General features: G+C 42.7%; 26 protein-coding genes and 1 riboswitch. Of the genes, 6 read left to right on the top strand and 20 right to left on the bottom strand.

Going from position 1 to position 26,360, the window contains the following annotated elements; translation table 11 throughout:
* Positions 1–87 precede the first annotated feature (87 nt).
* The 4 genes from cmk to IGI94_RS05285 form a co-directional block, all read right to left on the bottom strand.
* Complete coding sequence (gene cmk / locus IGI94_RS05300) at positions 88–759, bottom strand: (d)CMP kinase (protein ID WP_005237085.1); 672 nt, start codon at positions 757–759, stop codon at positions 88–90.
* Positions 760–864: 105 nt separating this feature from the next.
* Complete coding sequence (locus IGI94_RS05295) at positions 865–1,491, bottom strand: SAG1386/EF1546 family surface-associated protein (protein ID WP_005237087.1); 627 nt, start codon at positions 1,489–1,491, stop codon at positions 865–867.
* Between the two features lie 72 nt (positions 1,492–1,563).
* On the bottom strand, positions 1,564–2,946 hold the full coding sequence (locus tag IGI94_RS05290; RefSeq protein WP_061053907.1) for a RecQ family ATP-dependent DNA helicase: 1,383 nt from the start codon (positions 2,944–2,946) through the stop codon (positions 1,564–1,566).
* The gene (locus IGI94_RS05285; protein ID WP_016621013.1) at positions 2,940–3,935 is read right to left on the bottom strand and encodes a helix-turn-helix domain-containing protein; all 996 of its coding nucleotides are present in this window, start codon (positions 3,933–3,935) and stop codon (positions 2,940–2,942) included. The genes IGI94_RS05290 and IGI94_RS05285 overlap by 7 nt, the downstream gene beginning before the upstream one ends.
* Before the next feature lie 26 nt (positions 3,936–3,961).
* On the opposite strand from IGI94_RS05285, the gene IGI94_RS05280 reads away from it, so the two are divergent.
* Positions 3,962–4,177 carry a ferredoxin gene (locus IGI94_RS05280; RefSeq protein WP_005237096.1) on the top strand — a complete coding sequence of 72 codons (216 nt, stop codon included), beginning with the start codon at positions 3,962–3,964 and terminating at the stop codon, positions 4,175–4,177.
* Between the two features lie 57 nt (positions 4,178–4,234).
* Here IGI94_RS05280 and IGI94_RS05275 read toward each other — a convergent pair whose 3' ends face one another.
* The 14 genes from IGI94_RS05275 to tuf form a co-directional block, all read right to left on the bottom strand.
* Positions 4,235–4,828: an ECF transporter S component gene (locus tag IGI94_RS05275; protein WP_016613081.1), complete on the bottom strand. Its 594-nt coding sequence runs from the start codon at positions 4,826–4,828 to the stop codon at positions 4,235–4,237.
* A gap of 150 nt (positions 4,829–4,978) precedes the next feature.
* A riboswitch (FMN riboswitch) is annotated at positions 4,979–5,103 on the bottom strand.
* Between the two features lie 79 nt (positions 5,104–5,182).
* Complete coding sequence (locus IGI94_RS05270; RefSeq protein WP_034872188.1) at positions 5,183–5,899, bottom strand: pseudouridine synthase; 717 nt, start codon at positions 5,897–5,899, stop codon at positions 5,183–5,185.
* 2 nt (positions 5,900–5,901) lie between these two features.
* Positions 5,902–6,486, bottom strand: a complete 585-nt coding sequence (gene scpB / locus IGI94_RS05265) for an SMC-Scp complex subunit ScpB (protein WP_005229316.1) — start codon at positions 6,484–6,486, stop codon at positions 5,902–5,904.
* Complete coding sequence (locus tag IGI94_RS05260) at positions 6,479–7,228, bottom strand: segregation/condensation protein A (protein WP_008381030.1); 750 nt, start codon at positions 7,226–7,228, stop codon at positions 6,479–6,481. Before IGI94_RS05260 ends, scpB begins: the two co-directional genes overlap by 8 nt.
* A gap of 14 nt (positions 7,229–7,242) precedes the next feature.
* A complete protein-coding gene (xerD, locus tag IGI94_RS05255) occupies positions 7,243–8,133 on the bottom strand; it encodes a site-specific tyrosine recombinase XerD (protein ID WP_005237104.1) in 891 nt (296 codons plus the stop codon).
* A gap of 232 nt (positions 8,134–8,365) precedes the next feature.
* Positions 8,366–8,818 carry a ferric iron uptake transcriptional regulator gene (gene fur / locus IGI94_RS05250; RefSeq protein WP_005237105.1) on the bottom strand — a complete coding sequence of 151 codons (453 nt, stop codon included), beginning with the start codon at positions 8,816–8,818 and terminating at the stop codon, positions 8,366–8,368.
* 109 nt (positions 8,819–8,927) lie between these two features.
* Positions 8,928–9,791, bottom strand: coding sequence for a CvfB family protein (locus tag IGI94_RS05245; RefSeq protein ID WP_008381026.1), 864 nt, complete (start codon positions 9,789–9,791; stop codon positions 8,928–8,930).
* A 34-nt stretch (positions 9,792–9,825) separates the two neighbouring features.
* Positions 9,826–10,143, bottom strand: a complete 318-nt coding sequence (locus IGI94_RS05240) for an AzlD domain-containing protein (protein WP_061053905.1) — start codon at positions 10,141–10,143, stop codon at positions 9,826–9,828.
* Positions 10,136–10,843: an AzlC family ABC transporter permease gene (locus IGI94_RS05235; protein WP_008381022.1), complete on the bottom strand. Its 708-nt coding sequence runs from the start codon at positions 10,841–10,843 to the stop codon at positions 10,136–10,138. Before IGI94_RS05235 ends, IGI94_RS05240 begins: the two co-directional genes overlap by 8 nt.
* 118 nt (positions 10,844–10,961) lie before the next feature.
* Positions 10,962–12,851, bottom strand: coding sequence for a cell division site-positioning protein MapZ family protein (locus IGI94_RS05230; RefSeq protein ID WP_438899518.1), 1,890 nt, complete (start codon positions 12,849–12,851; stop codon positions 10,962–10,964).
* Positions 12,852–13,160: 309 nt separating this feature from the next.
* Positions 13,161–14,267 (bottom strand): RNA polymerase sigma factor RpoD, encoded by a 1,107-nt coding sequence (gene rpoD / locus IGI94_RS05225; protein WP_005229298.1) that lies wholly within the window; start codon positions 14,265–14,267, stop codon positions 13,161–13,163.
* Positions 14,268–14,290: 23 nt separating this feature from the next.
* Positions 14,291–16,126, bottom strand: a complete 1,836-nt coding sequence (gene dnaG, locus IGI94_RS05220) for a DNA primase (protein ID WP_008381016.1) — start codon at positions 16,124–16,126, stop codon at positions 14,291–14,293.
* 157 nt (positions 16,127–16,283) lie between these two features.
* Positions 16,284–16,913 (bottom strand): lysozyme family protein, encoded by a 630-nt coding sequence (locus IGI94_RS05215; RefSeq protein ID WP_086333083.1) that lies wholly within the window; start codon positions 16,911–16,913, stop codon positions 16,284–16,286.
* Between the two features lie 215 nt (positions 16,914–17,128).
* Positions 17,129–18,316, bottom strand: coding sequence for an elongation factor Tu (gene tuf, locus IGI94_RS05210; protein ID WP_005237121.1), 1,188 nt, complete (start codon positions 18,314–18,316; stop codon positions 17,129–17,131).
* A gap of 244 nt (positions 18,317–18,560) precedes the next feature.
* Between tuf and IGI94_RS05205 the strand changes: the two genes are divergently transcribed.
* On the top strand, positions 18,561–18,920 hold the full coding sequence (locus tag IGI94_RS05205) for a YxeA family protein (protein ID WP_086332196.1): 360 nt from the start codon (positions 18,561–18,563) through the stop codon (positions 18,918–18,920).
* A gap of 128 nt (positions 18,921–19,048) precedes the next feature.
* On the opposite strand, the gene IGI94_RS05200 is transcribed toward IGI94_RS05205, so the two are convergent.
* Positions 19,049–20,053 (bottom strand): nucleoid-associated protein, encoded by a 1,005-nt coding sequence (locus IGI94_RS05200; protein WP_005237126.1) that lies wholly within the window; start codon positions 20,051–20,053, stop codon positions 19,049–19,051.
* Positions 20,054–20,215: 162 nt separating this feature from the next.
* Between IGI94_RS05200 and IGI94_RS05195 the strand changes: the two genes are divergently transcribed.
* The 3 genes from IGI94_RS05195 to IGI94_RS05185 all read left to right on the top strand — a co-directional run bounded on the left by IGI94_RS05195 (position 20,216) and on the right by IGI94_RS05185 (position 22,187).
* Positions 20,216–21,061: an aldo/keto reductase gene (locus IGI94_RS05195; protein ID WP_016613071.1), complete on the top strand. Its 846-nt coding sequence runs from the start codon at positions 20,216–20,218 to the stop codon at positions 21,059–21,061.
* A 25-nt stretch (positions 21,062–21,086) separates the two neighbouring features.
* Positions 21,087–21,368: a hypothetical protein gene (locus IGI94_RS05190; protein ID WP_016613070.1), complete on the top strand. Its 282-nt coding sequence runs from the start codon at positions 21,087–21,089 to the stop codon at positions 21,366–21,368.
* A gap of 114 nt (positions 21,369–21,482) precedes the next feature.
* The gene (locus IGI94_RS05185) at positions 21,483–22,187 is read left to right on the top strand and encodes a hypothetical protein (protein ID WP_005237132.1); all 705 of its coding nucleotides are present in this window, start codon (positions 21,483–21,485) and stop codon (positions 22,185–22,187) included.
* A gap of 38 nt (positions 22,188–22,225) precedes the next feature.
* Here the strand turns inward: IGI94_RS05185 and IGI94_RS05180 are convergent, their stop codons facing one another.
* A complete protein-coding gene (locus IGI94_RS05180) occupies positions 22,226–24,700 on the bottom strand; it encodes a hydroxymethylglutaryl-CoA reductase, degradative (RefSeq protein ID WP_086332195.1) in 2,475 nt (824 codons plus the stop codon).
* Positions 24,701–24,892: 192 nt separating this feature from the next.
* On the opposite strand from IGI94_RS05180, the gene IGI94_RS05175 reads away from it, so the two are divergent.
* The gene (locus tag IGI94_RS05175) at positions 24,893–26,053 is read left to right on the top strand and encodes a hydroxymethylglutaryl-CoA synthase (RefSeq protein ID WP_016613067.1); all 1,161 of its coding nucleotides are present in this window, start codon (positions 24,893–24,895) and stop codon (positions 26,051–26,053) included.
* The last annotated feature ends 307 nt before the right edge of the window (positions 26,054–26,360 follow it).

The raw sequence follows: 26,360 nt of genomic DNA, 5'->3' as shown, positions 1-26,360 counted from the left end.
AAAGTCTTTTCACGTCTGTTTTCTTGCTTGCTTTCATCTTTTTCGTAGGAAAAATAAAAAAACAATGGGGAACACCCATTGTTTTCGCTAGTCGATCTTTTCTTGGATCGTTTTTTTGATCGCTTCTACGACTTGCTCGATTGTTAAACCGGAGGTGTCAATTCGAACGGCATCTGTTGCTTGTTTCAAAGGGGAGACTTCCCGATGAGAATCCAAGTAATCTCTTTGCTGAATCTCTTCTTTTAAAGTTTCATAATCGGTACCGATCCCTTTTTGCTGATTTTCTTTGAAACGGCGCTGCGCCCGTTCTTCCACACTTGCTACCAGAAAAATCTTGACTTCTGCTTGTGGTAAAACCGCCGTACCAATATCGCGGCCATCCATCACGACACCGCCATCTTTAGCGATCATCTGCTGTTGTTGGACTAGTTTTTCGCGGATCGCAGGGTATGCCGATACCTTCGAAACTGCGTTGGTTACTTCTGGCTGACGGATCGCTTCTGTGACTTGCTCTCCTCCTGCAAAGACCTCTTGACCGTGTTCAGTCGGTTCAAAAGTGATGGGGTATTGATCGATCAAAGCAGCGATCGCCGCTTCATCCTCTAATGAACAGCCGCTTTTTAAGGCCAAATACGTGATGCTGCGGTACATGGCCCCGGTATCTGTATAAATAAACCCTAAATCATTGGCGATGATTTTTGCCACGGTACTTTTCCCAGATGACGCCGGACCATCAATAGCGATGTTGATTTTTTTCATTTTTCTTACTCCTCGTTTCCCAACGATGTGTATTCCTTCATCGTTTCTGCTTATCGTTCACCTTGGCTTCTTCCTACCAAGAAAAAAAACCGCCAAAGCGGTTTTTTATTTAATTCGTAATGTGTCGCCAGGGTATAGCATGTAGTTGTTTGGATCAATCCCATTTAATTGATATAGGGTTTCAACTGAGATGCCTGTACGGGCTGCCACTTGTTCAGGACCTTCACCTGCTTGCACCGTCGTGTATTCCTCGGTACCAGTCGCTCCTTGCCCTTGATTATTTTGCGTAGTGTCTTGCCCTGCATTGTTTTCCTGTTGAGCCGGCTCACTACTACTTGATGGCGTTGTTGAAGCTGGTGCAGAACTGCTACTGCTTGATGAAGAACTTGATTCACTTGTTGACGAACTCGTTTCACTTGTCGATTCAGCAGTTGATGATTCCGTTGTTGATGACTCGGTTGTCGAAGATTCTGTCGTACTTTCTACTGTACTGCTTGAACTTGCTGCGGTCGGGGCATCACTGTTATGATTCAATACCCAAATACCGGCACCAACCGGAATTGCCACGATCAAGAAAAGCAAAACTAAAACGATCGTCAAAAAGAGTGAATTCCCACGCTTTTGTTTTCTTTGTTGGGATCTTGATGCAGAATCATCGTATTCTGTATCATATATTGGTTGTTCCCACGGTTCTTGATTTTCTGAATTGTAGTCATTGTCTTTCTTGCTCACTCGTATTCCCTCCTAGTTTCCTTCCGATGTATTATACCATAGGTAAATAAAAACTGTCCTGCAAAATACGATTCAATTTATATCTTTAAAAATTTTTATTAAACGTTCTTGCCAATGAAGGATGACTTTTTTTTCTAAAAGCTCTTCTTCCACTGCCAATTCGATCCCGTCATTGTCGCAACAATAAGGATTTGCTGATGCTTCTTCCCCAAAGTGCGCCAATAAAAACTGGCGACGACAGCCGGTAAAATGAATATAAGCCAACATTTTTTGTAATTGTTCTTGCTTTTGCTGTTCGTTTTGTTTTAGCGTTTCCAGCCAAAACGCAGCCCCCAACTCCTTCATCTTCTTCTGCCATTTTTCTTGCAGCGGTGTCAAAGGTCCTTTCATCTTTTTCTGATCCATTCGTTCTAAAGCACGGCGTTCTTCTTTGTTTTCTCGCTGAAAGAAGTAGTGAATCTGCTCATCGTGTTCCTGATAAAGCAAGATCGCACTGCTTTGTTTGCCATCGCGGCCTGCTCGACCGATTTCCTGACTGTAGTTTTCCAGCGAATCAGGCAAGTCATAATGGATCACAAAACGAATATCTTCTTTATTGATCCCCATCCCAAACGCATTGGTTGCGACGAGCAATTTTAGTTTATTCTGAGAAAACTGCTGCTGCAACGTTTTTCTTTGATCGCTCGCTAGACCACCATGATAATAGCCTACCGAATAGCGCTGACGCAGTTTGTTATAGACTTCTTCGACTTTGCTTCTTGTGGAACAATAGATGATCCCAGCCCCGCCTAAGCGGCTGAGATAGTCTGCTAATGCCGCATCTTTGTCTGACGTTTTCTCTACGAACAAGCCGATATTGCTGCGGTTCATCGAATAACGGTAGACATTGGCATTCTTTGCTAACAACACTTGCCGAATATCTGCTTCGACTTGCGCCGTAGCAGTAGCCGTCAATGCTAATGTGACGGGTGTCTTCAAACGTTTTTTTACTTCACCAAGCTGCAAGTACTCTGGTCGAAAATCAATGCCCCATTGGGAAACACAATGAGCTTCATCCACCACGAGCATAGCGATCTTAGCTCGTTCGAGTTGCTGCAAAATGGCTTCTTGCACGATCATTTCTGGACTTAAGAACAAAAATTTGTACTGCGATAAATGCTGCATCACATAGTGACGATCGGTAGGGTCTAGTTGACTATTAAACGCAATCGCGCGTTTTTCCCCTTGCTTTTGTAGGCCATAGACTTGATCTTCCATTAAAGAAACAAGCGGTGAGATAATGATTACGATGCCATCTATGAGGTACCCTGGCAGCTGATAACAGAGACTTTTGCCATTCCCGGTAGGCAAAATCGCTAACGTATCTTGCTGCGCTAAAACACTTTCGATGACTTCTTTTTGTCCTTGACGAAATGTTTTGAAGCCAAAGTACTGATTCAGTGCGTTTTCTAACATCGAATCCCCCGTTTCTGAGCAATCTGTAACAAACGGATCGTCAAAAAATCAGTCGTAAGAAGCTCCTGTAATTCTTGATAGCTGTTTTTCCAAGAAGTTTCTGGCAGCTTATTCATCAATGATGTATCAAAGCGCTGATACGGAAATGTCAGATCAAGCAGTGCCCACTCAATCAAATGATCATTAACGGTTCCTCGTTTGATCCTTCTTTTTTCCATGATCTGCTCAACAGAAGCTCCTTGCAAGAACAATGCACGACTTTCCAGCATACTTTGATTCAGATTCCTATTTAGAAAAGGCGACAATCCTTGAAACAGAACCATCTGAGACTCTTTTTCAACCAGGGCTAAAAATTGATGGATCGCAGCTCCTACATAAAGATTGTCCCAAGGCTTACCTTGTACAGATTCTGGCAAAAGTTGGAAAAACGCCTGCCCCAGAAGATCGGGACCAGATAAGGTGCCTGCTAAAAAATCTGCGACTTCTGCGGGAAGTTGGGCAAAAACTGCCGAAAGTTCTCGATGAGTGATCTTTTTGATTTCAGGGTATTGATGGATCAGTCGACGCACAGGTTCTGTATATAAAGGCGTGTTCTCAACAGGAATATACTGATTGGTCACCCCTTGATATGCAGCTGCTTGGACCAGCAGTCGAACAAAACGCCACGCCTCCTCCGTCGTTCGTCCATACCGAAAATAATCCGTATGATGCAACAACATTTCTTTTGACTGTTCATAATTTGCAGCGGTCCTTTTGAGCAGCAGACCATCTGAATCTCGACTTAGCATCCCTTGTTGGATCAAGTCAGCGATCGTCTGTTGATACTCCCTCTCATTCAACTGTGGCAACGCTTGAAAAAGACCTAATCGATCATAAAAAAAGGCATAACTCAAGACAGAGCTAGTGCGCTTACCAATGAGAATTTGATAAAGTGTCGATGGACGCAACTTGTCAGTATCAGAAAACAGCGCTAAAATAAAAGAATCCATATCTTCCTCCCAGAAAGGACTAAAAAATGTCACAACGCTGTAAAATTGTTCCTGAGCGCTGCATTGCTTGTGGACTATGTGCGATCTATGCTCCCGAGATCTTCGATTATGATGAAGATGGGATCGTTTTATTTGCCCAAGAACCGAGTGCACGGCAACAGTTTATCATAGAAGAACAACAAGAAAAAGTCAAAACTGCTTATCGCAAATGCCCCACCAGAGCGATCCTTATAGAAAAATAAAAAAGTCGACCTGCCATTAACAGACCTTTCGTCTGCCACAGCAAGTCGGCTCATTTTTTATTTTCCTATAGCAGAATGATGGGGCTGCTTACGAGCCAACCATGGGAGCAGTTTGGCATGTAGTGCTAAAAAGACGGCACTGACGATCGCTCCTTTAACCAAATTGAAGGGTAAAATCCCGATCGCCACATATTGCGGCAAAGACATCCCTAAAAATTGATCGGCTGTGACCCCGAAAAAGCGTAGATAAAGCGGTGTGATCACAAATAGGTTCGCCACACTCATAAAAATCGTTACCGACAAGATACCGCTGATGACACCAACCATTTTGTTTTTGGTGTGGATACCTTTGCGGAAAAAGTAGTACATTGGCAAAGTAAAGGCACATGATGCTAAAAAGCTTGCCGTATCTCCCACCATATCAGCAGGTGAAAAACCAGATAAGAACAAATGCAGGACCGAACGAATGAAGGCAGTCACTACCCCACTCCAAGGACCAAATAAAAACATCATGATCATCACGGGAATATCACTAAAATCGATCTTTAAAAAGCTGAATGCCGGAAAAATTGGAAAAGCGATAAATTGCAAAATTGTTCCCATAGCAGCACACATGGCGATCGTCACCATTTTTCTTGTTTTGTTGTTCATCAGTATAAATCCTCCTAAGTTCAGGATTCCTCTTCAAACGAACCTATTAAATTTCCTCGGCTTTCTTGTCGGCGCCAGACAAAAAATGCCCTCTTTTTTCCACAGGGAAAAAAGAGGGCATTCGAAATAGCCATAAGCAAATCAAATACGCTCTATCTTCTTTATCCAGACTGTACTGTCGGTATCGGAATTTCACCGATTCAGCTATTTCCGAAGAAATAGGTCGTGGACTATAACCACCGGTCGGGAATTGCACCCTGCCCCTGAAGACGAACCTTTATTCTATTTATTACATGTTCTATTATACACAAAATCTAAAAATTAACAATAGTTACGTTTTCAGATACTTTTCAACTATTTTGCACTGTTTTTCAGCTGGCTGACTTCTTTCTTCGACAACTCTCGGTATTCCCCTGGACGAAGACCTTTTAAATCTAACGGACCATAGTTTTCCCGTTTTAGTTTTTGCACAGGCAAACCAACTGCTTTTAGCATGTTTTTGACTTGATGATTGCGACCTTCGTGGATCGTCAATTGCACAATACTAGATTGTGCCGTTTGGTCTGTCGATAAGATTTCAAAGCGAGCAGGCGCGGTCTTACGCCCTTCGATCCGAATTCCTTTTGTCAATGGGAGCAGTTGCTTTTTATCCGCAATGCCTTTGACCTTGGCAACATACACTTTTTCGACTTCGTGTTTTGGATGCATCAGTGTCTGTGATAATTCCCCATCATTTGTCAGTAGCAGCAAACCGGAGGTATCATAGTCCAAGCGGCCGACTGGATACACCCGTTCAGGGACTTCAGCAAAATAATCCAAAACGACTTTGCGTTTTTTATCATCTGTTACAGCTGAGATCACGCCACGAGGTTTATAGAACAGATAATAGACATGTTGTTCTTGTTCGATCGGAACGCCGTCCACTTCAACGACGTCTTTTGAACCGACTTGGACCCCTAATTCTTTGATTACTTGTCCATTGACTCGCACACGGCCTTCGGTTATCAATCCTTCAGCTTTTCTTCTTGAGGTGATGCCGGCATGGGCAATCACTTTTTGCAAACGTTCCATCTTCATTCTCCTTCTGTTTCTGCTTGTTTGTAGCGGTCGTAAAAAAGATCAAACGGTGCATCTTCTTCAAGTTCATCTTCCATTGATTGGATGTCAGGCAATTCAGCCAAACTTTTTAAGCCAAAATAATCCATAAAGTATTCCGTCGTACCGTATAGGATCGCTCGTCCTGGTCCGTCCACGCGTCCCTTTTCTTCAATCAGCCGCTTTGCCACCAGTTTTTGGACAGAACCGCTGGATTGAACGCCGCGAATCTCTTCTACTTCCATCCGAGTGATCGGTTGCTTATAAGCAATGATCGACAAAGTTTCCAAAGCGGCTTGCGACAATGAACTCCCCATCGGTGATTCGGCGTATTTCTTCAATAAAGGGGCAAATTGCTTTTTAGTGGTTAAAATAAAATGATTGCCAACTTCTAGAATATGCAACGCGGTATGTTCATTTTCTTCATATTGCTGATTTAGTTCCTGCAAATGCTGATAGACACTGGCAGTATTACTTTTGACTAAATAACTCAGTTCTTCAAGTCCGATCCCCTCATCACCGACGACGAATAAGATCGCTTCTAATTCACTATATTTACTCATCTTCTTTACCTGTTGGATAGAGCAGAATCGACGCATAATTGTCTGATTGCTCTACTCGAATCGTTCCTTTTTTCATTAATTCTAACAATGCCATAAAGGTTACCACAACTTCTGTTTTATTGTAAGAAGTAAAAAACGAATCAAAGCTGCGGCCTTTTTTAGCACTCACATGTTGCATCTCCAACTGAATCGCCGCCATCTTTTCATCGATGGTGCTTTCATCAGGAGAAATCTTGGTTTCTAGTACTTGGCGATTTTTCTTTTTCTCGATCATTTTTTGAAAAGCCAAAAAGAGATCGATCGTGTTGAATTGATTGGCTCTTAATTGATCTTCTTCCTCTTTGTATTCATCGACATCCATCGGATCTTTCGTGTAATACAAACTGCGCTCTTCCGCTTTTTCTGAAAGCTGTTCGGCTGCGTACTTAAATTTTCGGTATTCTAGCAGTTGTGCCACCAGCATATCCCGCGGATCTTCTTCGTACTCTTCGACTTCAGCAATCAACTCTTGTTTAGGCAACAGCATCTGGCTTTTGATCGCCATCAAAGTCGCCGCCATGACTAAATACTCTCCAGCGACTTCTAATTCTAAAATTTTCATGGCATGGATGTACTGCATGTATTGTTCGGTGATGGTAGCAACTGGAATATCATAAACATCGATCTCCAGTTTTTTGATCAAATGAAGCAGCAAATCCAACGGTCCTTCAAAGACAGCTAATTTTATTTTGATTTCTTCCATTCCATCCTCGATTTCTAGGCGCGCGGAAAGTGCTGCTTGTACACTTCCGTCATCCGTTTCTTCGTTATATGCGTGTAAATCTGAGTGGTCGAGATATCTGCGTGCCCTAGCAACTCTTGAACCGTTCGTAGATCTGCCCCGTTTTCTAATAGATGGGTCGCAAAACTATGGCGCAGCGTATGGGGAGTCACATTCTTGGTGATCCCAGCTTGTCGAACCAAGGCTTTTAAATTTTTCCAGATCCCTTGACGAGACAGTTGCGTACCATGGTTGTTTACAAACAGATGGCTTTCATCCGGCGTTTTTCTCGTCAAATACGGACGCGCATCGCTGAGATAGGTTTCGATCCATTGAATCGCTAAGTCCCCTAATGGAACGATCCGTTCTTTGTCGCCTTTTCCGGTTGTTTGCAACAATCCCATACTTAAATGCAGATCGTTTAATTTTAACCCGATCAACTCACTGACGCGCAAGCCCGTCGCATACATCACTTCCAAAATCGCTCGGTCACGGATGCCCAAAACTGCTCGCGTATCCGGTGTTTCGATCAACCGCTCCACTTCTTGTAAACTCAAGGTATCAGGCAGCTTCTGCTGTTTTTTTGGTGAATCAATATGCTGCATTGGATCATGATCGGTAAACCGTTCTTGACGCAAAAATTGATGGAACCTTCGCAAACTGGAAACCATCCGAATCACGGTTGCCGAGGATTTTCCCGCTTCTTGCAGACTTTGCAAAAAAGACAAAACGATCACTCGGTCGATCTGCTGCCACTGAGTGACTTGTTTTTTTTGTAAAAACGCAAGATACTGTTGCAGATCTCGCTGGTAGCTGGCACGGGTATTTTGGGATAGCCCGCGCTCAATGGTCAAATAATGAAGATAATCAATGATTTGTTCGTTCATGGGCTTCCTCTACTTTCAGCTTTTTTATCATATCAAATTCTGGCTCGTTAAGATAGTAGCTTGCCAATAAAAAAGAGGCATCTACCCGTATCTTTTGCCCAAGGAAACACCCGAATCATAGCAGATTTTTCGGTTTCTTTCAAATCGGAAAAAAGAGCACTCTTCCTATTGGAAACCATCTGACTATCATTCGGGTGATAACAAACGTTTATTTAAGATCGCCAAAGTACAATCACTCGGCTTTGCTTTGGCACTTTTGACAGACACCATGAAAGGTCAACCGATGATCCTTTACTAAAAAATGGTACTTTTGTTCAACGATCTCTTCGACACTGCCCAGCAGATCCTCTTCGACTTCTTCAATATTGCCGCATTCCAAACACAACAAGTGATGATGAAAGTGTTTGGCACCTTCTTTACGTAGATCATAGCGAGCGACACCGTCATTAAAGCTGACTTTATCGACAATTTTCAGATCCGTTAAGATCTCCAATGTTCGATAGACGGTTGCCAAGCCAATCTCAGAATTTTTTTTTCGCACAAAAAAGAAAATCTCTTCTGCGGATAAATGGTCTTTCTCATTTTCTAATAAGACCAACAACGTCGCTTCTCGCTGAGGAGTTAATTTAAACCCCGACTCGTGCAATTGTTTCTTGGTCTTTTTTAACGCTGCTGTTGTGTTCATAGTTGCCTCCGTATGCCGTTAATTTATAACGATTCTAATCTGAGTGAAAATCACTCAAGACAAACATTGTAATCATTATAAATTAGAACGATAAAAGAAACAAGTATTCTCAATTAGGTTTTTTGATAAGAATCGTAAAGCCGTCTTTTTGCTCAATCAAACGCTGTTTCATCAAGGTTCCTAATGCCCGTTTAAATTGGCCTTTACTAATACCAAATGTTTGCAAAATCTCTTCTGGGGCTGATTTGTCGGTGAAAGGAATTTTGTTCTCAGGTGCTCGTTCTAAAAAGGTTAGAACCATGGCGGCATCATTTGAGATCGCCTCGTGGGCTCTTGGTTTCAATGAAAGGTTCAAGACACCATCTGGACGAATCCCAATCACTCGCCCTTTGACCACTTCCCCAAGGCGCGGCTCTTGATACCGTTCTGATGGATGGACGAAGCCAATATAAAAATCATCCGTCAGCAAGTAAGTACCCGCTAACTTCAAACGGTACACGCTACCTGTAACATCTTGATTCTTCATTTGCTCCGTACCATTTTTGCTCAATGCCTTAAAAATTTTCTCATCTGCTAATGAAGCCCAAATACGCTCTTTGTCATCGACCCGCAAGCTGACCATCAAACGGTCGCCTTTTTTGGGCCAAAGTTCCCGCATTGTTGGCAATTCATCTAATGAAACCACCATATCTTTGTCTTTCAAACCGATATCGACGAAAACGCCTAAGTCGCGACGGCTTCCTGTGACTGTACCAAAGGCATAATGCCCTTTGCGGCTTTTCGGAATATTCGTAGTGAGCACATTTTCTTGCTTTTGATTTTGATAGCCAAACCCTTCGACGGCTTCACCTAAATGATGTTCGCCTTCTTCCTTGGCTAGTCGGAAGGTAACCCCGCCTTTTTGAACAAAATAATTCTGTTCGTTTTCATCAATGATCAATCCGCTGAATACGGATGCTAATAAGTCTTTCATCTATTCTCTCCTTTTTCTTTAAAACTGCTCGTTCCTATAAAAAGAAACGCAACAGCGCCATAGCAATAACGCCTGTGATAACGATTTTCATCAAATCTTTGGTATAATACCCCACCAATAATGCCGGGATACAGGCAATGGTTTCTTTAACTTTCAAAATGGGGAATTGGCCTTCACGAAAGGTCAGTAAATTTTGCACCAACAATGCCGCCAAAATACACAACGGTAAATAACTCAAAAAAACGGTGAAAGTTTCCGGGAAGACGAGCTTCTTAGAAAATAAAAAAGGAACGATCCGCGGAAGCCAAGTAACCAATCCACATACTAGCATCAGTATAACAAAATTAGTCATGGTGTGTCACCGTCCCAACCAAACATCCTGCCAGTGTCGCCGCAATTACCGCAATCTCTGCGGTCGAAAAACGCATAAATAAAATCAAGGTCCCCACAACTGTCCCTAGTATCAAGAGCGTTTGCTGGGTTTTCTTCTTAAGCGGTCGCTCTACTTGAAATAAAAAAAGACCAACAAACATAGCTACTAAGGCAAAATCTAAGCCTAACGCTTCTGGATCTGGAATAAAGGAACCCAATAAACCACCCAAAAACGTCGCAAAAATCCAACTCAAATAAGCCATTACGTTCAACCCGTGGGTCCATTTTGCTGTGACTGGTTTGTCTTGTTGCAATGCCGTCGTCAAAACGCCATAGGACTCATCAGTCAAAAGTGTCCCGATACCAATGGCAGAAAGCAACGGTGTCTTTTTAAAATAGGAAGCTACTGACAAACTCATTAAAAAGTGTCGTAAATTCACTAAAAAAACTGTTGCGACGATTGTCATGAAAGGTGCTTGAATCGCTAGTAAGGCGCAAATGATAAATTGAGCACTGCCAGCATAAACAATAATAGACATTAAAATAATTTCTAGAATAGACAACCCAACGCCTTTTCCCACAACCCCCATTGCAAAACCAATGCCCAGGTACCCAAGAATCGTTGGTACACAAGCAATGACCCCGTCTTCAAACCGATCATATCTCTCAATTTTCTGCACAAAAACCCCTCCTTGTTTGAACGATTATCTCTCATCATATCGAAAACAAGGAGGGGAAACAAGTATTTTTCACATGTGCATGTAATAACTCTGAAAATTTTCTAGTGTCTCAGGAGACTTAGCGAACGGTGTGATCGTTCCCATTGCCTCTGAAATAGCCAGTTTTGGCGTTTACCGTAAATAAGTATAGCGGGAACGCTGAATCATCCGTTCCTTTAAGCAAGCTGCCTTGGGCATTTGTCGCATAAAAATTGTAATAGCCTTCACCATTGACGATTCGTACACGTTCAAAAGTATAGCCGCCTTCTACCACATAACCGCGAGCAATCGCTGTGGCGATGATTTTTTCTTGGACACCATCTGCCCACACCCAGGCGCTATTGTTTACATCATTCAAATCACTTTGGCGGGCTGGAATAATTGGCTGATTGTTGGTATTTGTTGGTGTATCCGGCGAAAGCACATACTCTTCTTCAGAAGTACTTTGCGCGGGCGTCGCAGCGCTTGTAGATCCGCTGCTCGAAGCGGAAGCGTTGTTCTCGGAAGCCGCCGCTTGTGCTGCTTCTTGGGCAGCTTGTTGTTGCGCCGCTGCTTGTTGGGTAGCTGTTTCACGCTTCGTCAAGGCAGTATCGACTTTACGTAGTTCCGTCGTAAGACTTTCAACCAGTGAATCGATTGGCAAAGCTTGGATTTTTTTCATCAAGGCATTGTAGTTCTCACGAGTGACACTCGCCGGTGCTTCACCGTCACCACTTAAAGCCACCATGCTCTTCACTGCATTTTGAACTTCCTCGATCGCGCTGAACTCTTTTTGTCCCATGTCGATGGCTTGATTGATCAACTCATCAAAGGCATCCCCATTCTCACGCTTCGCCATTGTGACAGCAGTCGCTTCTTTCAACGAGACTTCTTCCAACTGATCCTCCACAACTGCAGGACTGCTGAAATAGCTATTGATCTCTGTCAAAGCTGCTAATTTGTCAGCAATTGTCTCTGCTTCTTGTGACAAGATATCGTATCGTTCGTGGTCTTGAAAATCTGCCAACTGATTCGTCACAGCCGTCAGCTGTTCTGCTGTTTTGTCGCTTTTAATGAACACTCGCTCATCATTTGTATAAAAATCATTCAACTCATTTTCGATCTGATCGAGTGTACGGTTTTCCTGCGCCAGTTGCGTTTCTCGGGCAGTTTCTTGTTGCTGCTGTTGATAGTAATAAGCCCAACCACCACCCGCTGCCACTAACAAACAAGCCGCTGTAATATAGAGTGCTTTGCGAGGGCTCTTCTTGCTTTCACTGGAAGAAGATGTTTCTTCTTCAGCAGTCGCCTTTTGTGGCGTTTCATCCGCTGCGGTGATTGGTTCAGGAATTGGATCGATGACTGGTTCTGGCTGCTTCTCAGCTTCTTCAATAACTGGCTCCGTCACCACTTCCTCCTCGCTTGACGGCAGAGGTTCCTCGCTGGCTTGCATCTGACTTTCCTCTTCAGCAGAGGAAAGATCAATGGCGGTTTCTTCTGCTTCTAGAGCAGCTGCTGCCTTTGCTTCTTCATCAAGTTTGTGCTGTCGGATATAAGCGGCCAAAATCTCAGAGTCATGCTGTTCATCCGTACTCAGTGCATCGGTCTCATTAACTTCTTCACTGGCTGAAATTGTGTGTTCTTCTGTAGACTCAGAGTTTTCCACTGTTTTTGGTTCTTGTTTAGACTCTGATTCAAGTGTTGTTTTTTGCTCATCAGAAAAAGCCTCTTGCTGTGCAAGGTCGATCGTTTCTTCATTCGAGGATGGCCGATCGCCTAAGTGCTCCTCCATTTTTCCAATCGGAACATTTTTAAAGTCAGACCAGCGAATATCATCGTTTTTGTTTTGTAGCTCTTCTGGCGTAACGGAAGAGTCAGATGATGGTTCCTGTTCATTCTCCTTTGCTTGGTTCCATTGAAACCCGCAATTGGGACAAACGGGTGTTTCTTCTATTGCTTGAAATCCACATTCAGGACATGTCTTCTTCATTGATTCAAACTGACTCCTTTTGTTTTTTGCATTTCCTTCTATGAAGCAGTACCCTACCAGATCAAACGCTTGATGCGCCCACTGCTTCCTATTTCAAAGACCGACAAATAATGGGTCTTTTTTCGCATTTCTTTTTTATTACTCAATTGTGCAGATGCACAAAATTAAATTTATCACATTCTAGGCAATTAGCCAACACTTGCTTGGTTACGTTTTTATTAAGTTCTTTACTTATCCTATGGAGAGATGACAAAACCTGAACAAAAAAGACTTTCCAAAGGGGGTCTTTGGAAAGTCAATAAACCTTAATTATTCTAAGAAATCTTTCAATTGTTTTGAACGAGATGGGTGGCGTAGTTTCCGTAACGCTTTTGCTTCAATCTGACGAATCCGTTCTCTGGTTACCCCAAAGACTTTGCCGACTTCTTCTAAGGTCCGAGTACGGCCATCATCGATTCCGAAACGCAAGCGTAGCACATTTTCTTCACGGTCAGTTAACGTATCCAATACATCTTCTAATTGCTCTTTCAAAAGCTCATAAGCCGCATGCTCTGCCGGACTTGTAGCATCTTGGTCCTCAATAAAATCACCTAGATGAGAATCATCTTCTTCACCGATTGGTGTTTCTAATGAAACGGGCTCTTGAGCGATCTTCAAGATTTCACGAACTTTTTCCGTTGGCAAATCCATTTCTGCGCCGATTTCTTCTGGTGTCGGTTCGCGTCCTAAGTCTTGCAATAATTGCCGTTGGATACGAATCAATTTGTTGATGGTTTCCACCATATGCACTGGGATCCGAATGGTTCGAGCTTGGTCAGCGATGGCACGAGTGATCGCTTGACGGATCCACCAGGTCGCATAGGTCGAGAATTTAAACCCTTTGCGATAATCAAATTTCTCAACGGCTTTCATCAAGCCCATGTTTCCTTCTTGGATCAAATCAAGAAATTGCATTCCCCGACCCACATAACGTTTGGCGATGCTGACTACCAAACGTAAGTTGGCTTCTGCCAAACGCTGTTTCGCTTCTTGGTCGCCTTCTTCGATTTTCAGAGCGAGAGCCACTTCTTCTTCTGCGGTCAAAAGCGGTACCCGACCGATCTCTTTCAAGTACATCCGCACAGGGTCATTGATTTTCACACCAGTCGGTGCAGACAAATCTTCTTGAGGTTGGGTTTCTTGTCGTTTTTCATTACTCTTTAAACTATGGACTGAAGGCTCTCCATTTTCATCCACGACACTGATGCCGGAATCCTCCAGTTTTTGAATTAGTTTGTCCATTGCATCAGCATCCAAAGTATAAGGCGTTGCTAAACGATTGGTAATGTCATCGTAAACAACTTGCCCCTTTGTTTTGTTTTCTCGGATGTATTCGGCAACTGCTTTGTCATACGTTTTTTTTGTTTCTTCTGCCATGAAAGAAAGCCCCTTTCAGTTCGCTATTTAGCTTGTTTCAACCGTTTGGTCAAATCAATGATTTCGATTGCAAGTTCAAGTTCTAATTGCTGGTTTCCTATTTGTCTTGCTTCTTGCTGCTGGATTCGTTTTTGATTGATTTCTTCAGCAATGCCCGACTTTTGAAAGACCTGCAGAATGTCCTGAAATTCTTGTTCAGTCCCTTCCTCAGAAGCTTTAAGATCTGCAATATCGATCACCATTTTTTTCATTGAATCTTCTTTTAAAAAATCTAAGAACTTTGCTAAAACAAAGTGTTCTTCTGTTTCCATATACGCATCAAACAGCAGATACAGTTGTTGATAACGATCATGAATAAAGGATATACCACTCGCTCGAAAGCGATGGTTTAACGTACTGTCATGAAACAAACGGTACAATAATAATTCTTGCGCTTTTTCCACCTGTGTTTTGGGCTGCTGCCGTGTAGGCGGCGTAAAGACCACAGGGGTGTCTGTTGGCGGCGGTGGCGCTACATCTTGCATCGTCCGTTGCTCTTGCCGGTTTTGCTTGAGCTGCTGCTGCAAGGTCTCACGACTCAAATTGAACTCTGTAGACAACTGAGTCAAATAGCGGTCTTGCTCCAACAAAGAATCCACACGCTGCAATTCATTTAAAACAACTTGGACATAGTCCAGTTGCTCCTTCTCATTGGCTAAATTGCGATTCATCCGATGATAATCCATCTTGAAGGCAAAAACGGTTTCTTTGCCGTGGACAGCTAGTTTATAAAAAGCTTCTGTCCCATATTTGCGCAAATACTCATCTGGGTCCATCCGTTCCGGCACTCGCACCACAGATAATTTCAAACGACTATTGTTTTGCAGAAGCTCGATCCCGCGGTTTGTCGCTTCAACCCCTGCACTATCTCCATCGTAACAAAGAATCACTTCTTGTGCCACTCGCTCGATATGGGCGATCTGCTGATTGGTCAAGCTGGTCCCCATTGAGGCGATCCCATTTTCGATTCCTGCCTGCCAAGCGGCGATCACGTCCATAAATCCTTCAAATAAATACACTTGGCCATCTTTGCGCATCGCACGGCGTGCTTTGTCAAAGTTGAACAGAACCTCGCGCTTGTTGAAAAGGATCGTTTCTGGACTATTTAAATATTTCGGCTGGTCTTGATCACCAACTTTTTCGCTTGCTAGCCAACGACCAGAAAAACCAATTGTTTTTCCTTGAGGATTACGGATCGGAAACATGATTCGTTGGTAAAAGCGGTCTGCCAATGAGCCATCGTTTCGTTGAACAAAGAGCCCTGTATCAGGAAAAAATTCAGCTTTGGCTTGTTCATTCAAAAAGACTTTCTCCAAAAACGAGCGTTCATTCGGCGCAAAACCAATATTGAATTCTTCGATCAATGCCATCGTCAATCCGCGATCCAATAAATAATCAAGCGCTTCTTGGCCAGCAGCCGTATTCACCAACATGTGATGATAGACCTCGGCGGCTTTTTCATGCAGCGCAATCAATTGACTCGTTTGTGAGGTCGCTTCATTGATGCCTTCTGATTGCTGGTATTGCGGATCAAGAGGAATATCGTTCATTTCTGCTACTTTGACGACTGCTTCAGGAAAACTGATGCCTTCAAGCTCTTGCAAAAAACCGTAAACATTGCCCCCACGACCGCAACCAAAACAATGAAAAATTTGTTTGTCTTCTGCAACGGAAAAAGAAGGTGATTTCTCATTATGGAAGGGACACAAACCAAAATAATTCTTTCCAGATTTCTTTAACTGGACATACTGTCCCACGATATCAACAATATTGCTACGTTCGCGAATGTCGTCAATGATCGTTTGAGGAATTCGTGCCATCCACTCACCTCCATTTGGTAAGTATTCATCGTTTACTAGGTAAAAAAACGCACTAATAGGTATCAGTGCGAAGAATAATTAGACGGAATCACTCATAATGATTTTACCATATTCTATTTGTATTTCAAGCTTTTTTACTTCAGTTATTTTGTGACGATCAGGAAAAGAACCCTGCCGTAACATCGATTTTCCATCGGTTCAATTTTATTAGATCCGCATAGAACATGTTGCCGCCATTGTGATACAAATGACCGCCATTATAAAAGACCGATTGGATGCCCCAATAACGATAGGTTTGTTCTGTATCATTGCCTAATAACGGGGATAAAACCTCTCTGGAATATGTTTCTGCTAATTCTAAGGTGTTCACGCCACCCCGTTCAGCGACATAATCAATATAATCTGTACCAAAATTATAAGCCTGGACTGCGGTCCAAAGATCACAGTTCATTTGCTCTGATTTTTCGATCAACTCGGCTAAATAAGAAACCCCTTGTTCGATGCTTTGTTCTGGCGTATCAAATTGGTTTTGTTTTCCATATACACTTTCAGAACTTTGCATCGGATCATTGCCTTGTCCTTTTGACTCCGTCAGCATGATACTCATTGCTAAAGACTGATATTCAGAGATGTCGTGGGCTTGTGTCTGCTGTGCGATTTCCGCTTCATACGCATAGACAGCTTTCAATGCCGTGTAGTTTCGATAGCCCCAAACCCCTGCTCCAATCAGCAGCACCAAGAGTGCAAGCTTCAGTACAAATCCTAGGAAACGTCGAATTTTTCTCATCAAATACATCCCATCTTTTCTAAGTCAGAATCTATCGTACTATGAAATGAACAGGCTGACTAGAATTTTTTCTCTCCTAAAAAATCCTTAATAAAATCACAAGATTATTTAGAAAAAAACAAGCAATCCTAAGCTGATGAAGGAATTGTTGCTGGTTTGACATGAAAAAGGAAACAGTGCTCCTTCAGAAAATGGAAGCACTGTTTCACTGTTTTTTATTTTTCGATCGTGGTCACGATACCAGAACCAACTGTTCGTCCACCTTCACGAATGGAGAAGGTCGTTCCATTTTCCACAGCGATTGGATGGATCAATTCCACATCGATCGTTACGTTGTCACCAGGCATAACCATTTCCGTTCCTTCTGGTAAAACGATATTCCCAGTTACGTCCGTTGTACGGAAGTAAAATTGTGGGCGATAGTTATTAAAGAATGGGGTATGGCGACCGCCTTCTTCCTTTGTCAACACATAGACTTCTGCTTGGAATTTCGTATGTGGTGTGATGGAACCTGGTTTTGCTAACACTTGGCCCCGTTCAATTTCATCCCGGGTGATTCCCCGTAATAATACCCCTACGTTATCACCAGCTTCCCCAAAGTCCATCGTCTTACGGAACATTTCTACTCCTGTCACGACTGCTTTTTGTGTTTCAGGTTTGATTCCGACGATTTCTACTTCATCACCGACTTTTACTGTTCCGCGATCGATCCGACCGGAAGCAACGGTTCCCCGTCCAGTAATTGAAAAGACATCTTCGATCGGCAATAATAATGGTTTATCAGTGTCTCGTTCAGGTGTTGGGATATATTCATCTACCGTATCCATCAGCGTTAAGATCGCTGCTTCAGCCTCTGGGTCACCTTCCAAGGCTTTTAAGGCAGAGCCTTTGATCACAGGAATGTCATCACCTGGAAAATCATATTCAGTCAGCAATTCTCTGACTTCCATTTCAACTAAATCGATCAACTCATCATCATCGACAAGGTCTGTTTTATTTAAAAAGACGATCAAATGTTTCACACCCACTTGACGAGAAAGCAAAATATGTTCACGGGTTTGCGGCATTGGGCCATCTGTCGCTGATACGACCAAGATTGCGCCGTCCATTTGGGCAGCCCCTGTAATCATATTTTTCACGTAATCCGCGTGTCCTGGTGCATCGATATGGGCATAGTGCCGTTTTTCTGTTTCGTATTCTACATGGGCAGTATTGATGGTGATACCACGTTCGCGTTCCTCAGGAGCCGCGTCGATACTTGCGTAATCTTGCGGATTGGCAAGTCCTTTTTTCCCAAGAACTGTGGTAATAGCAGCAGTCAAGGTTGTTTTCCCATGGTCGACGTGTCCTATCGTTCCGATATTAACATGGGGTTTGCTACGATCATAATGTTGTTTTGCCATATTGTTTCCCTCCTAGAGAAAGTTGAGTCGTTCTTTGACTCGAATCATATTTTGCGATTTACGCTTCCAAATTCATAAGTATCAACTTATTTTTTGTAAGTTTAAATCTACTCTTATTATAGGTCAAAATTAGTCAAAGTCAAGTGAGATGTCTCGTCTGCTAATCCCTAAGAATTTCTTTGCTTTTTTCGATCTATTGGACGTAGGACAATTTTTATGAATAATAGAAGATGAGGTGAGAAATGTGAAAAAAATCATTGCAACGCTGGTTTTTGCAGCAATTTTCCTTGGTGGCTGTTTTGCTACTTATCATTATTACTATGGTGGAAGTGACTACTATACAGTCATCAGGGATGCCGGCGAGCACGACACGGAAATTAGTGATAACGGAGTTGCCGAAGATGTCTACCGTTACACACAAGACGCTTACAGTTCCTCTGGAGAAGTCAAAACGGTCAAAATGAATGAGCACCGTTCCGCGCCTTTAAGAGAAGGTGCCTATTTGAAATTATTGGTCAATCCTAATAAAGGTGTTCTGAGCTGGGAAGAAGTTTCTGAAGAAGACATTCCCAAAGCCGCCCTTGAGAAACTGACCGATCAATAATTGCTGATATTGATCAAAGATATCCAGAAAAAAAGCAGAGACTCCTCATTACTTAAAGAGGAATCTCTGCTTTTTTGTGCTCGTTCTATGTTGTTAGCTCCGCATCATCCACACATAAGACCTTTGTCCTACATCCGATTAATTACTTCTTCTACATTTTTGATCGTTACGGAAATCGTTCCGTCTGGATTATTGATAAATTCGATCAAATTTGGATCTCGGTAAACATCCAAAGGAACGATCAATTCGATCCCGTTAGATAATTTTAGTTTTTGTTTCCCGAATTTTTTCTCTGAGATCTCACGGACATCCCGCATCATTGGTGCCTGATTGACAAATCCTTTTTCAGCCACTTCTTCTTGAAAAGAAAGCTGAGCGGTAATATTGTCTTTAAAGACTTTTTGCGCCACTTCACTGACATCAATGTGTCCTGACTCTTCGATCGTGTCGTAAACCGCTTCTTTTAGATCGGCAACAACGTTATAGGTAGGTGTTTCAAATTTCTGACCAATTTTTTCCGCTACTTTTTTGATGACTTTGACGTTTTCTTCTAACGAGGGAATCGGTTCGGCATCAATGACTTTCGTTGAAAAGTAGGCATATTTTTCACCTGAAAAGCTATATTTCTTTTCAATCAGTTCAAAGTCTAAGCTCTCCACATCAATTGTGATCCCTTCATCGGCCTTTTGAGTTTTACCTGCTAGTAAGGCACGATGCAAAATCAGATTGTTTTCGATCCCAGCTTCCCCATTATCAATAAAGTGCGTATAGCCGTCTTGATAGTTGACCTTCAAAAACGCCAACTGCATTCTTGTATCAAATTCATACAAGACCACAAAGGCATCCGCACTTGGTGCATCTTCACTTTCCTTGTACGCTTCATACCACCGTTGGACGATCGCTTCACTGGCTGCGACAAAGTCTTCGGGTGCTTGTTTGACCAGTTGAGCGATCATTGATGTTTCGAGTAAACGCCCTGTTTTGGTTTGCGGTGTTGCAAGTTTCTGTATTTTTTTCGTCAAATAATCGCGGATGTATTCCGTGGTCAAATCGAGTTCAACTTGAGAAAAAACCGGATCACCAGTTTGACGGTCAATAATGTGTAATATCGCATGTTTCAAATAAATATCCATTAGTTACGCTCCTTATCCATTTGTCTAGTGTACAAAAAAAATAGGCGAACTGACAAGAGCCAAACGTCATTTTTCTTATTGGCCACTTCCTTTTTGAAAGATGCATTCATTGGAAAATCCGTCCTCGTCTGCTAAACTAAAGGTATCACAGAAAACGGAGGAATGAACATGAACAGCTATACGTTATCAAACAATGTAACCATCCCTGAGTTAGGTTTTGGCACATGGCAAACACCAGACGGCGACGTTGCCGTAGCATCAGTCAAAAAAGCACTGGAAGTAGGTTACCGCCATATTGATACAGCCCAAGGCTATAAAAATGAAGCCAGTGTTGGTCAAGCGATCAAAGAAAGCGGCATTCCCCGCGAAGAACTCTTTTTGACTACAAAATTGTGGAATGCGAACCATTCCTATGATCTTGTGATGTCTTCTTTTGAAGAGTCCTTAGAGAAACTACAAACAGACTATATCGATCTTTTCTTAATCCATTGGCCAAACCCAGTAGCCTTTCGTGACAACTGGCAAACAGCGAATGCAGAAACATGGCGCGCTTTTGAAGAACTGTATCAGGCAGGCAAAATCAAAGCGATCGGGGTCAGCAACTTCTTGCCTCATCATTTTGAAGAATTGAAAAAAACAGCGACCATCTTCCCAATGGTCAATCAGATTTTCCTTGCACCTGGCGAGTTACAAGAAGAAGTGGTAACTTATTGCCAAGAACACGATGTATTGCTTGAAGCATACAGCCCATTAGGTACCGGGAAGATATTTGATGTACCAGAAATGAAAGCATTAGCTGAAAAGCATCAAAAATCAATCGCTCAAGTTGCATTACGCTGGTCTTTACAACATGGTTTCTTGCCATTACCAAAATCAGTCACATCGAGTCGGATCGAAGAAAACATCCATGTCTTTGATTTTGAGCTATCTGAAGAAGACATGAAAACGATCGATCAATTAGATGGTGTCGTTGGGAAAGCGACCAATCCAGATACGACAGGGTTTTAATTTTACTCTCTATAAGGAGAAGCCTATGAAGACAACTGATTTGATTCACCTCTCCCCTGCTGTTCAAAAAGCCTTACATGCTGATTTTGTTTTTCTTGTATGGCCAGACAAAGTCCAACATTTTCCGGCGCGTCAATGGTCGTCTAGCGACTATCAGCAGATGCTGGCTGAGAAACTCACTGGGGAAGTACGCTTTTTTCTTTGGGAAAACTACTTAGTCGCCACTGGAGACAAGGAGCTTTTGATCCTAATGCCTAAGTACCATCAAATCAATGATCTAGTAGAAACGCCAACGCCGCTTCTTTAGCAGCGCTGGCGTTTTTTCAGGAAATATATAATTTTTTTTGTATTTTTTCATGAGAATGACTGTTCTTTTCTGCAAATTTTCCTTATAATCGATAGTGATCGAGAGGAGAAGATTATGAAAAAGAAACAATTAGCAAAATTGAAACAACAATTCCGCCCGTCTTATGAAACAGCTCGACAACAGTTGTTTACAGCGATCGAGCGCAAAACAGCAGATAAGTTCGACCTTCCGACAACTGTTTATATCAATCCTAAAAATCAAGAGGAATTATTGATTGAATTGTTGAAGGAAACACCCAAAGAACAAAAAATCGCTGTTCCTTTAGATGAGAACTTCAAAATCGTCGTGAAACGAATTCAACGCTTAGAAGCTGGCTTACTTGATCGTTTCAGCGATAACTTAGTCGATGAGATCGCTGCTTACTGGTTACCGACCAATCCGCAAGAAAGTGCGGCACCTACCTCCGCTCCTGCGAAAGAACCAGCAGAAGTGAAGGAAGAAACGGCACCAACTATACCTGCATCAACTAAAACTAAAGAAGTGGAAAAATCAACGGCTGATGATTCTGACGAATCCATGACTTTTTCAGCATTTGCCGAAAAAATCGCAGCATTCCCTAAATTTTCTGCAAAACAATCTTCAGGAGAAACGACCGTGATCGAAGCTTCCCCGAAAGAAGATCGTGTTCTAGCAACAATTTCTGAAACAGAAAGTGATACTTTTACCATCGAAACCGCTCTAGAACGCAAATACAAAGTTAAACTAGAAGTCATTCCATTGATCGAGGCGTATGCCCACACGGCGATTTCTAAACGATAAACAAAAGGTTCTCTAGGAATTTCCCTAGAGAACCTTTTTTAGTTGCGTATTTCTGTTAAAAATTTACGGGCTTGCTCTTGGTTCATTTGACTCGCCGCTCGCAGCTTAGCTGCCAGCTGATCGATCTCAGTTCCTTTTGCCCCAACTGAAATAGCTAATGAACGGGCTTGCATGCTCATATGGCCTTGCTGAATTCCTTCTGAAACCAATGCCCGCAAAGCTGCCAGATTCTGAGCCAACCCGACACTTGCCGCCAGCGAAGCTAACTCACTCGCCGTTTCAACACCGGTCAAAGCCAACGCCGCTTGGGCTTTTGGCAATACTTTTGTGGCACCCCCGACTGTGGCGATCGCCAACGGAAGTGTGATACTACCAATCAAACGGTCTTCTACTATTTTCCAAGAAGTCAGCCCTTGCATGCGACCATTACGGGCAGCATAGCCATGACAAGCTGCCGAAACGGCGCGAGTGTCATTTCCGGTAGCCAAAATCAGCGCTTCAACGCCATTCATGATCCCTTTGTTATGGGTGGCGGCACGATATGGATCAATCTTGGCAAAATCAGCTGCATGAACGATTTTTTCGGCAACTTGTCTACCCTTTCCGATCTTGCTCAGTTTGTCAAAAGGCACGGAGCAAGTGGCTGTTACTAACGATTCCGTGGCAAGATTACTTAAAATACTAAAGAGAATTTCTTCTTCTGGGAACCACTTCCGAAAGAGGTCGGCCACTCCTTCTAAAATCGAATTGATGATGTTGGCGCCCATGGCATCTTTGACATCAACCAACAAATCGATTGAGACATAGGCTGTTGCTAATTCAGATTCTGTTGGCGAGAAGTTCCGACTAATCACTCGTCGTAAGCCCCCACCGCGTTTTACGATCGAGGGATACGCCGCGTTCGCCACTGCAAAAATCGCCGCTTGCTCTGTGTTGACTTTTGCCAAAATGGCATCCGGGTCCTGAACAGTCATAAAGACGATCTGGCCTCGAAGCAAACGTTCTTGACTGGTCGTTGTAATGGGCCCAGCCATTTTTGCTCCATTGCTCATCGCTGCAATCACAGAAGGTTCTTCTGTGGCTAACGGGACATTGTATCTCTTGCCATTCACTTGCAGATTCAACCCCACACCTAAGGGAATCTCCACTTCACTGATCTGGTTTTCGATCAAGTGATTGGAAGTTTCCTTGTCTAATGCCATTTCTTGAAAAACCAAGGATTCGGCTGCTGTGATCGCCCCTTGTGCTTCAAGAAAGGTTAGTCGTTCGTTAGGCGTAAGGGCGTAAAACTTTTTTTTTTCTGTTTTTTCTGATGCCGACTCTTCATGAAAATCGGCTTGACTTGCTGCCGCCGAAGAGTTTTCTAACAGCATCGCTAGCCCTAACCCGCCACCGACACATAAAGAGGCGATCCCATAACGTTCTTGTGTGTCTTTTAGCTGATAAGCGACGGTCGTTGCGATCCGAGCACCGGTTGCTCCAATCGCATGGCCAAGGGAAATGCCCCCACCGTAACGGTTGACTTTCTTGGGATCCAAACCAAGTTCACGTTCTACTACGATCGAGGAAGCTGCAAAGGCTTCATTGATTTCAAAAATACCGATGTCTTCAATCGACAGTGCTTGCTTTTTCAGCAAAGTATCGATTGCTTTGATTGGTGAGATTCCCATGATCTCTGGGGCAAAGCCAACTTCAACGATCTCTTTGATCACTGCCAGATAAGGAATCTGATGCTCCTCACAATAGCTTTTTGAGGCGATCAAGACCATGGCAGCCCCATCATTGATGGTTGAGGCATTCCCAGCAGTCACCGTACCGTCCTTTTTGAAAACCGTTTTTAGTTCAGCTAATTTTTCGACTGTCGTAGCGGCGCGAATGCCTTCATCCTGGGAAACGGTAGCAGACTTTTCGGTCACGGGTACGATCTCTTGCTCAAATTTCTTTTCCGCTTGTGCTTTGGCAGCCTTCATTTGGGAGTGGTAGGCAAATTCATCTTGTTCTTGTCGAGTGATGCCATATCTTTCTGCAACAGTCTCAGCCGTTAAGCCCATCGGTTTGCTACTAAAAGCGTCTGTTAAGCCATCATGCATCATTGTTGATACTGGATTTGAATACTGATCATCCGCCTTGTTATAATAACTGAATAGCGGCGCATTCGTCATACTTTCGATCCCACCAGTCAAGACGACTGATGCCTTGTTTAACTGAATTTGCTCCATGCCCATTAGAATCGCTTTCATTCCCGAACCGCAAACTTCGTTGATCGTTGAGGCTGGAATATCTGAAGAAAGCCCACTTTGCAGGGAAACTTGGCGACTTGGATTTTGCCCACTGCCTGCTTGCAGGACATTTCCGATAATCACTTGTGCGATATGTTCTTTTGCTTGTTGGTTTCTTGCCAACAAGGCTTTCGCAGCAATTGTTCCTAATTCTACTGCTGAATATTCTTTTAATGACCCATGGTATTTGCCAATTGGCGTTCTTAGTGCGTCGATAATGACAACTTCTTCCACGTACGTCACCTCCTCTTGAAATATATCATTAAATCCTCCAAAAAAGAATACCCCACATCAGCTTGCTGTGCCCTTTTCTACTTTCTTTAATAAAGTTTAAATTCTAATCAATTCTTTTTCATTTTTTTCAAAAAATATGATACCTTAGAACGTGTAGCCTACTAAGTACGTAGAACATAAAGGAGCGACAGAATGAACGTTGGTATTGATAAAATAAATTTTTATGTCCCCCCCTATTTTATAGATATGGTTGATCTAGCTCACGCCCGAGAGGTCGACCCAAATAAATTTACGATCGGGATCGGTCAAGATCAAATGGCGGTCAATAAAAAAACGCAAGATATCGTCACCTTTGCCATGCATGCGGCAAAAGATATCCTCACAAAAGAAGATTTACAAGCAATTGATATGGTGATCGTCGGCACAGAATCCGGCATCGATGAATCAAAGGCTTCGGCAGTGGTTTTGCATCGCCTATTGGGTATTCAACCATTTGCCCGCTCCTTTGAAATCAAAGAAGCGTGTTATGGCGCAACAGCAGGCTTACAGTTTGCTAAAGCCCACGTACAAGCCAATCCAAAAAGCAAAGTTTTGGTGGTGGCTTCAGACATCGCCCGGTATGGCTTAGCTTCCGGTGGAGAGCCCACTCAAGGCGTAGGTGCAGTTGCTATGCTGATCTCTGCAGATCCAGCGATTTTGCAGTTGGATAACGATAATTTGATGTTGACGCAAGACATTTATGATTTTTGGCGTCCCGTTGGTCATCAATATCCAATGGTAGATGGCCACTTGTCAAATGCCGTCTATATCGATTCCTTTAAACAAGTTTGGCAAGCCCATTGCGAAAAAACGCAACGCACAGCAAAAGATTACGCTGCATTGAGTTTCCATATTCCTTATACAAAAATGGGAAAAAAAGCCTTATTGGCTGTTTTTGCCGAAGAAGAAGAAACGCAACAAGAACGCCTGATGGCTCGCTATGAAGAATCGATCGTTTACAGTCGTCGGACCGGCAACTTGTATACGGGTTCATTGTACCTAGGCTTGATCTCTTTATTAGAAAATTCCTCCAGCTTGCAAGCCAATGATCGGATAGGACTGTTTAGTTACGGCTCAGGAGCGGTTGCTGAATTTTTCAGCGGCGTATTGGTACCCGGTTATGAAAAACAGTTAGCACAAGCTGCTCACCAAACGTTACTTGATGCCCGTCAAAAACTAACGATCGCTGAATACGAAGCAATGTTCAATGAGACCATCGATATTGATCAAGATCAATCCTTTGAGGATGATCTGCTTTACAGTATTCGTGAAATCAAAAATACCATTCGTTATTATAAAGAAGAAAACGAGTGATGTTTAGAAAAACTTTGTTTATTTTCAAGCAAGAAAGCTTGATGAAACAAAGTTTTTTTCTTTCTTTTTAATTTGTTGAAACAAAGCATCTTTTTCAGACTTTTTCTGATTGTTATTCAAAAATTTTCAGATAATTCAGGAAAAACATTTGACAGTCCGCTTTTTTTTGTCTATACTAAAAACAATTCAAGTATGGAGGAACTTTTTTATGTTAAAAACGACCGTGTCCCCACAACTGAATATCTTTTACTTTAGCTACTTTAGATAGTTTGTATTCATAACACATTATGGATGCAAACCGCAAAAC

This window comes from Enterococcus sp. AZ149 (genome assembly GCF_051714285.1).
Lineage (GTDB): Bacteria > Bacillota > Bacilli > Lactobacillales > Enterococcaceae > Enterococcus_D > Enterococcus_D entomosocium.
The sequence above is the reverse complement of the archived record's forward strand: the minus strand, read 5'-3'. Positions and strand labels throughout refer to the sequence as shown.

Coding starts and splice junctions, on each gene's coding strand:
- cmk (WP_005237085.1), bottom strand. CDS start 759: ATGAAAAAAATCAACATCGCTATTGATGGTCCGGCGTCATCTGGGAAA.
- IGI94_RS05240 (WP_061053905.1), bottom strand. CDS start 10,143: ATGACTAATTTTGTTATACTGATGCTAGTATGTGGATTGGTTACTTGG.
- IGI94_RS05230 (WP_438899518.1), bottom strand. CDS start 12,851: ATGAAGAAGACATGTCCTGAATGTGGATTTCAAGCAATAGAAGAAACA.
- IGI94_RS05190 (WP_016613070.1), top strand. CDS start 21,087: ATGAAGACAACTGATTTGATTCACCTCTCCCCTGCTGTTCAAAAAGCC.
- IGI94_RS05280 (WP_005237096.1), top strand. CDS start 3,962: ATGTCACAACGCTGTAAAATTGTTCCTGAGCGCTGCATTGCTTGTGGA.
- IGI94_RS05270 (WP_034872188.1), bottom strand. CDS start 5,899: ATGGAACGTTTGCAAAAAGTGATTGCCCATGCCGGCATCACCTCAAGA.
- IGI94_RS05275 (WP_016613081.1), bottom strand. CDS start 4,828: ATGAACAACAAAACAAGAAAAATGGTGACGATCGCCATGTGTGCTGCT.
- IGI94_RS05195 (WP_016613071.1), top strand. CDS start 20,216: ATGAACATGAACAGCTATACGTTATCAAACAATGTAACCATCCCTGAG.
- IGI94_RS05245 (WP_008381026.1), bottom strand. CDS start 9,791: ATGAAAGACTTATTAGCATCCGTATTCAGCGGATTGATCATTGATGAA.
- fur (WP_005237105.1), bottom strand. CDS start 8,818: ATGAACACAACAGCAGCGTTAAAAAAGACCAAGAAACAATTGCACGAG.
- tuf (WP_005237121.1), bottom strand. CDS start 18,316: ATGGCAAAACAACATTATGATCGTAGCAAACCCCATGTTAATATCGGA.
- IGI94_RS05185 (WP_005237132.1), top strand. CDS start 21,483: ATGAAAAAGAAACAATTAGCAAAATTGAAACAACAATTCCGCCCGTCT.
- IGI94_RS05285 (WP_016621013.1), bottom strand. CDS start 3,935: ATGGATTCTTTTATTTTAGCGCTGTTTTCTGATACTGACAAGTTGCGT.
- IGI94_RS05290 (WP_061053907.1), bottom strand. CDS start 2,946: ATGTTAGAAAACGCACTGAATCAGTACTTTGGCTTCAAAACATTTCGT.
- rpoD (WP_005229298.1), bottom strand. CDS start 14,267: ATGGCAGAAGAAACAAAAAAAACGTATGACAAAGCAGTTGCCGAATAC.
- IGI94_RS05175 (WP_016613067.1), top strand. CDS start 24,893: ATGAACGTTGGTATTGATAAAATAAATTTTTATGTCCCCCCCTATTTT.
- IGI94_RS05260 (WP_008381030.1), bottom strand. CDS start 7,228: ATGGAAGAAATCAAAATAAAATTAGCTGTCTTTGAAGGACCGTTGGAT.
- dnaG (WP_008381016.1), bottom strand. CDS start 16,126: ATGGCACGAATTCCTCAAACGATCATTGACGACATTCGCGAACGTAGC.
- xerD (WP_005237104.1), bottom strand. CDS start 8,133: ATGAACGAACAAATCATTGATTATCTTCATTATTTGACCATTGAGCGC.
- IGI94_RS05200 (WP_005237126.1), bottom strand. CDS start 20,053: ATGGATATTTATTTGAAACATGCGATATTACACATTATTGACCGTCAA.
- IGI94_RS05215 (WP_086333083.1), bottom strand. CDS start 16,913: ATGAGAAAAATTCGACGTTTCCTAGGATTTGTACTGAAGCTTGCACTC.
- scpB (WP_005229316.1), bottom strand. CDS start 6,486: ATGAGTAAATATAGTGAATTAGAAGCGATCTTATTCGTCGTCGGTGAT.